The organism is Aquamicrobium soli (genome assembly GCF_042646345.1).
Classification (GTDB): domain Bacteria; phylum Pseudomonadota; class Alphaproteobacteria; order Rhizobiales; family Rhizobiaceae; genus Mesorhizobium; species Mesorhizobium soli_A.
Genome location: NZ_JBHRTK010000023.1, coordinates 1 through 6,067, shown reverse-complemented (window position 1 = coordinate 6,067; position 6,067 = coordinate 1). Strand labels below are relative to the sequence as shown.

Sequence of the window (6,067 nt, the reverse complement as noted above, 5' to 3'; positions counted from 1 at the left end):
CCAAGAAGAATCCAAACTAAGTCTGATGTAAACACTGCCCCCTTGTGGGGAGGGGCTAGGGGGTGGGGTACTGTCATGCGCGACAGCCCTGCCTTTGCGGAGGCCTTCAGGCCGCCGGCCTGATTGACCCATCAGCGAGACAATATTGACCCATCAGAAGTTTGCGATGGCGGCGGGGCGCGTTTGCCTCCATATCGGGGCGCATGAGCGTCGAAGCGACAACCAGCCCGGACAAGGCCGCGCAACGCGGCTTCCTTTTCGCCCTGTCGGCCTATCTGCTGTGGGGCTTCCTGCCCTTCTACATGAAGGCGGTGGCGCATATCCCGGCGATCGAGGTGGTGGCGCACCGGGCGGTCTGGTCGCTGCCGGTGGCGGGCGCGGTGCTGGTATGGCTCGGCCGCACCAGCGACATCAAGCGCGCGCTTCGCACCCCGCGCACGCTGATGATGGGGGTGCTGATGGCCGCGCTGATCAGCATCAACTGGTGCACCTATGTCTGGGCGATCGCTGTCGGGCGCACGCTGGAAACGGCGCTCGGCTACTACATCAACCCGCTCTTCAGCGTCCTCCTTGGCGCGGTCGTGCTGGGCGAGAAACTGAAGCCCTTGCAGATGGCGGCGATCGCGCTGGCGGTGCTGGCGGTCGTGCTGCTGACATGGGAAAATGGCGGCCTGCCGTGGGTGTCGATCGTGCTCGCGGTTTCGTGGGGCTTCTATGCCCTGTGCAAGCGGGCCTTGCCGATCGGGCCGGCGCAGGGGTTTTTCCTTGAAGTGCTGATGATCGCCATTCCGGCAGCCATCTACATCGCCTGGCTGCAATGGAGCGGGAACGGCCATTTCGGCGGCACCGGAATGGCTGATGTCGGGCTGCTGCTGAGCGCCGGGATCGTCACCGCCGTCCCGCTGCTTCTCTATGCCACCGGGGCGAAGCTGCTGCGGCTCTCCACCATCGGCATCATGCAATATGTCGCGCCGACCATGATCTTCCTGGTCGCGGTGTTCGCCTTCCGCGAGCCGTTCTCCACCGAAAGGGCGGTGGCCTTCGGCCTGATCTGGGCGGGGCTGGTGCTTTACACCTGGTCGATGGTCGCCGACCAGCGCCATCGCGCCCAGGCGCCGGCCGAATAGAGCATTTCCAGCAAAAGTATGAAGCGGTTTTGCGTCCGGAAATGCGGCCAGGGAAAAAAGCTGGAGCGGTCCTGCTGATTCCTTGAGCCCAGAACCGCTTTAGCTCACAGCTTGTCGAGAACCGCCTCGTCGCCCTCGGCGGAAATGCCGTTGGTGGCGGCGGCCGTCAGGATGGCGGGGACGATGGCCTCGGCCTCGTCGACCACCAGCGGCTGGACACGGCGGGCGGTGTGGATGAAGCCCGCCTGTGCCATATGGTCCATCAGCGCCAGCATCGGGTCCCAGAAACCATTGATGTTGCCGAACACGATCGGCTTGCGGTGATGGCCGAGCTGCGCCCAGGTCATGATCTCGACGATTTCCTCGACCGTGCCGATGCCGCCGGGCATCGCGACGAAGGCGTCCGACTGCTCGAACATGAGATGCTTGCGCTCATGCATGTTCTCGGTGACCACGACCTCGGTCGGGCGCTGGAGGCCGCTTTCGCTGGCCTCCTTGTTCACCAGAAAACGTGGTATGATGCCGAGGACCGCGCCGCCCGCCTGCAAGGCGCCTTCACTGACGGCGCCCATGATGCCCCTGGAGCCGCCGCCGTAGACGAGGCGCAGCCCGGATTGGGCGATGGAGCGGCCCAGCGCGCGCCCGGCCTTGAGATAGGCTTCGTCATGACCGGGAGACGAGCCGCAATAGACGCATATCGATCGAATCGTGTTCATGGGACCGATTGGTGAATAGGTCCGTAATCGCGGTCAAGGGAAATCGGGCTTATTCTTGTCGGCTCCGGCAAAACAGGCTAGACCCATGTTCGCTGGCTTAGGGGTAGGCGACAATATGGCGATAACTTCACTTCGGGCACTGCTGTTCACGGCCGGTGGGGTCGTTGCCGTGGGCGGCGTGGCCTATCTGTCGGGCGCGTTCGAAAAGCCGGTGACGCTGCCCGCGACGCAGGCGGAAGCGCCTGCCGAGGCCGCGTCCGGAACTGCCGCGCCTGAAACCCCGGCCGCAGCCGAAACCAAGGAAGCCAAGACCGCCTCCGGCACGCAGGAACGCGTTCCGGCAGCGTCCGCCGGCGCGGGGCAGGCGGAGCCCCAGAACGGGCAGGCCGAGAACACAAAGCCGCAGGCCGCCGCGCAGACGCCTGCCGCCGCGGTCGTGGCGCCGACCTTCGACGTGGTGCGCGTCGAGGGCAACGGCTCGGCCGTCATCGCCGGCAAGGCCGTGGCCGGCGCCAAGGTCGAGATCGTCCATGGCTCCACCGTGCTCGGCGAGACGACGGCCGGCGCCGACGGAGCCTTCGCCATCGTGCTCAACGACCCGCTGAAGCCCGGCGACTACCAGATCGTGCTGCGCTCGACCGCGCCCGATGGCGTCGTCGCCACCTCGGAGCAGACGGCGGTCATCTCGGTGCCCGAAAAGGCGGATGGCCAGGTGCTCGCCATGGTGGAGGAGCCCGGCAAGCCGGCCGAACTCCTGACCGTTCCCGAGCCACAGAAGAACGCGCCGGCAGCCGCCGGGCAGCAGGCGGTTGAACAGCCGGCCGCAGCTGCCGGCGAGAACGCCGCGCCCAAGCCGGCGCCGGAAGGCGGCCAGGCCGCGCCGCAAGCGGCCGCTCCGGCAACCGAACAGCCGGCGGAAGCCAACAAGCCGGCGGCGACGCCGGAACCCGTCACGACCGTGGCCGGCCCCAAGGTGGTGGTCGAGGCGGTTGAAATCGACGGCTCCAAGATCTTCGTTGCCGGCCTTGCCGACGCCGGCCGCAAGGTGCGCGCCTACGCCAACGACATGCTGCTTGGCGATGCCGTCACCTCGCCGGACGGCCATTTCCTGGTCGAGGCGCAGCGCGACCTCGCGGTCGGCCAGTACTCGGTGCGCGTCGACGCGCTGGATGCCGAGGGCAAGGTCGTGGCGCGCGCGACCGTTCCGTTCGAGCGCGAGCCCGGCGAGGCGATCGCCGCCGTGGCGCCGCAGGCCGCGAAGCCCGCGCCGGGGGGAACCGACAATTCCGGCCAGCCGGCGACGGCAGCGCCCGCCGGCGGCGAACAGGCCGGCGTGCCCGAAACCGCCGCACCCAAGCTCGAACATGCCGACGGCGCCGTCATCATCCGGCGCGGCGATTCGCTGTGGCGGATTTCCCGCCGCGTCTATGGGCACGGCATCCGCTATTCGACGATCTATCTGGCCAACCAGAAGCAGATCGCCGACCCCGACAAGATCTGGCCGGGGCAGGTGTTTGCAGTGCCGGAGAAGTCCAGCGAAGGCGAGGCCGCCGACCTGAAAGCCCTCGGCGACCAGGCGACCACCGTCCCGGCGCAATAGCGTTTCCCTAAGCTTCGCCCTTGCGGAAAGCTGTTCCATCGTTTATCGACGATGAACGATGGATACGGCGAAAATCGAGACCGGCACAAGCTGCGCAGGCCCGGACAGTCAGGCGGTTGCCGCCAAGCTGGCGGCGCTGTCGCATCCGGCCCGCATCGAAATCCTGAAATATCTTTCCGCCAGTTCCCCGTGCTGCTGCGGCGAGGTGGTGCGGCAGCTCGATCTCGCCCAGTCCACCGTTTCCCAGCATCTTAAGATTCTCGTCGAGGCGGGGTTCGTCCATTTCGCCGCCGACCGGCAGCGCTCGCGCTATGAGGTCGACCGCGCGGCGCTTGCCGCCGTGTCGGCCACGCTGGCCGATCTCGTCCATTCCTGTTGCGCACGCGACTGACTTCGAAACAAGGCAACTCACTTGGCCGACAAGACCGTTTCCGCCGATTCCGGCTCGACCCTCAAGACGCTGCGCAACCTGTGGCCCTATATGTGGCCGGCCGACCGCGCCGATCTCAAGGCGCGCGTGGTCTGGGCGACCGTGCTTCTGGTGGTGGCCAAGCTGACGCTGGTCGCCGGCCCCTATTTCTTCAAATGGGCCACCGACGCGCTGGCCGGCGACGGCAAGACGCCGCCGCCGCTGCCCGCCTTCATGCTGGTGCCGGTGGTGCTCGTCATCGCCTACAACGTGGTGCGGATTGTGCAACTGGGCTTCAACCAGTTGCGCGATGCCCTGTTTGCCGAGGTCGGACAATACGCGGTGCGCCAGCTTGCCTACCGCACCTTCGTCCACATGCACCGGCTGTCGCTGCGTTTCCATCTGGAGCGGCGCACCGGCGGCCTGTCGCGCATCATCGAGCGCGGCACCAAGGGCATCGAGACGATCGTGCGCTTCATCATGTTGAACACGGCGCCGACCATCCTCGAATTCGCGCTGACGGCAGGCATTTTCGCCTACAGCTACGGCTGGAAATACGTGACCATCGTCGCCGTCACCGTGTGGATCTATACCTGGTTCACGGTCCGGGCGAGCGACTGGCGCATCGGTATCCGTCGCGACATGAACGACAGCGACACCGATGCCAACACCAAGGCGATCGATTCGCTGCTCAACTACGAGACGGTGAAGTATTTCGGCAACGAGCGGATGGAATCGGAGCGTTTCGACCGCTCCATGGCGCGCTACGAGATCGCCGCGACCCGAATCTGGACCTCGCTCGGCTGGCTCAACTTCGGCCAGGGGCTGATCTTCGGCATCGGCATGGCCATCGTCATGTGCCTGTCGGCGCTGGAAGTGCAGGCCGGCACGCAGACGATCGGCGACTTCGTCTTCATCAACGCAATGCTGATGCAGCTTTCCGTGCCGCTCAATTTCATCGGCTTCATCTACCGCGAAATCCGCCAGGGCCTGACCGACATCGAGCAGATGTTCGACCTGCTCGACGTGCGCCAGGAAGTCGTGGACGAGCCCGGCGCCAAACCGCTTCAGGTCACCACCGGCAGGGTCGAATTCCGCGACGTGCATTTCGACTACGATCCCAACCGGCAGATCCTGAAAGGGGTGAGCTTCGAGGTGCCGGCAGGCAAGACGGTCGCCATCGTCGGCCCGTCGGGAGCGGGCAAGTCCACCATCTCGCGGCTTCTGTTCCGCTTCTACGACGTCCAGCAGGGCGCGGTGCTGATCGACGGCCAGGACGTCCGCGAAGTCACGCAGGAGAGCCTGCGCTCGGCCATCGGCATGGTGCCGCAGGACACCGTGCTGTTCAACGACACCATCGCCTACAACATCCGCTACGGCCGCCCCGGCGCCAGCGACGAGGACGTGCAGCGGGCGGCGAAGCTCGCCCAGATCGACAGTTTCATCGAGCGGCTGCCGGACGGCTATCGCTCGATGGTGGGCGAGCGCGGGCTCAAGCTGTCGGGCGGCGAGAAGCAGCGCGTGGCGATCGCGCGCACCATCCTGAAGGCGCCGCCGATCCTCGTCCTCGACGAGGCGACCTCGGCGCTGGACAGCCAAACCGAGCAGGAAATCCAGGCCGCGCTCGACCTCGTCAGCAAGGGGCGCACCACCATCGTCATCGCCCACCGGCTGTCGACGGTGATTTCGGCCGACGAGATCATCGTGCTCAAGGACGGCGAGATCGCCGAACGCGGCACGCACCCGGCGCTCCTGCGCAAGAAGGGCCTTTACGCCTCCATGTGGGACCGCCAGCGCGAGGCGAGCGAGGCGGAAGAGCGCCTGCGCATCGCCCGCGAAAGCGACGAGATGGGCATCGTCGTGAGAAGGCGGCCCTCCGAGGTTTCCTGAGCGGGCCGGCCAGCTGCTTGGTTGGGCGCTCGGACAGGGAAAACGACATTCGGCCGCGTTGCGGGTTTCGATACCCCCACCCCTAACCCCTCCCCACAAGGGGGAGGGGAACGCTGGCATCGCCTATGCCAAAACCGAGCGGCGGCAGTTGTCGTGACGTTCCCGCAAATTCCCCTCCCCCTTGTGGGGCAGTGTTTACATCAGACTTAGTTTGGATTCTTCTTCGGCTGTTTGGTCGATTTGCCGAGGAGAAGCCCGATGGAGTGTCCCCGTTGCCACAGTGAGGAGCTTCGCAAGACGGGCCCCAAGGCCGGGGCTCAGCGCT

At 66.1% G+C, this 6,067-nt stretch carries 5 protein-coding genes; 4 read left to right on the top strand and 1 reads right to left on the bottom strand.

From position 1 onward, the window contains the following. Positions 1-203: 203 nt before the first annotated feature. A complete protein-coding gene (gene rarD / locus ACFOHJ_RS19870; protein WP_378223842.1) occupies positions 204-1,127 on the top strand; it encodes an EamA family transporter RarD in 924 nt (307 codons plus the stop codon). Between the two features lie 104 nt (positions 1,128-1,231). Here the strand turns inward: rarD and ACFOHJ_RS19865 are convergent, their stop codons facing one another. After that, the gene (locus ACFOHJ_RS19865) at positions 1,232-1,843 is read right to left on the bottom strand and encodes an LOG family protein (RefSeq protein WP_378223839.1); all 612 of its coding nucleotides are present in this window, start codon (positions 1,841-1,843) and stop codon (positions 1,232-1,234) included. A 115-nt stretch (positions 1,844-1,958) separates the two neighbouring features. Between ACFOHJ_RS19865 and ACFOHJ_RS19860 the strand changes: the two genes are divergently transcribed. The 3 genes from ACFOHJ_RS19860 to ACFOHJ_RS19850 are packed head-to-tail and all read left to right on the top strand — an operon-like array spanning position 1,959 to position 5,742. Continuing rightward, positions 1,959-3,443, top strand: a complete 1,485-nt coding sequence (locus ACFOHJ_RS19860; protein ID WP_378223836.1) for a LysM peptidoglycan-binding domain-containing protein — start codon at positions 1,959-1,961, stop codon at positions 3,441-3,443. A gap of 58 nt (positions 3,444-3,501) precedes the next feature. Then, positions 3,502-3,834 (top strand): ArsR/SmtB family transcription factor, encoded by a 333-nt coding sequence (locus tag ACFOHJ_RS19855; protein ID WP_378223834.1) that lies wholly within the window; start codon positions 3,502-3,504, stop codon positions 3,832-3,834. Positions 3,835-3,855: 21 nt separating this feature from the next. Continuing rightward, entirely contained in the window at positions 3,856-5,742 is a 1,887-nt protein-coding gene (locus tag ACFOHJ_RS19850) for an ABCB family ABC transporter ATP-binding protein/permease (RefSeq protein WP_378223832.1), read from the top strand. The last annotated feature ends 325 nt before the right edge of the window (positions 5,743-6,067 follow it).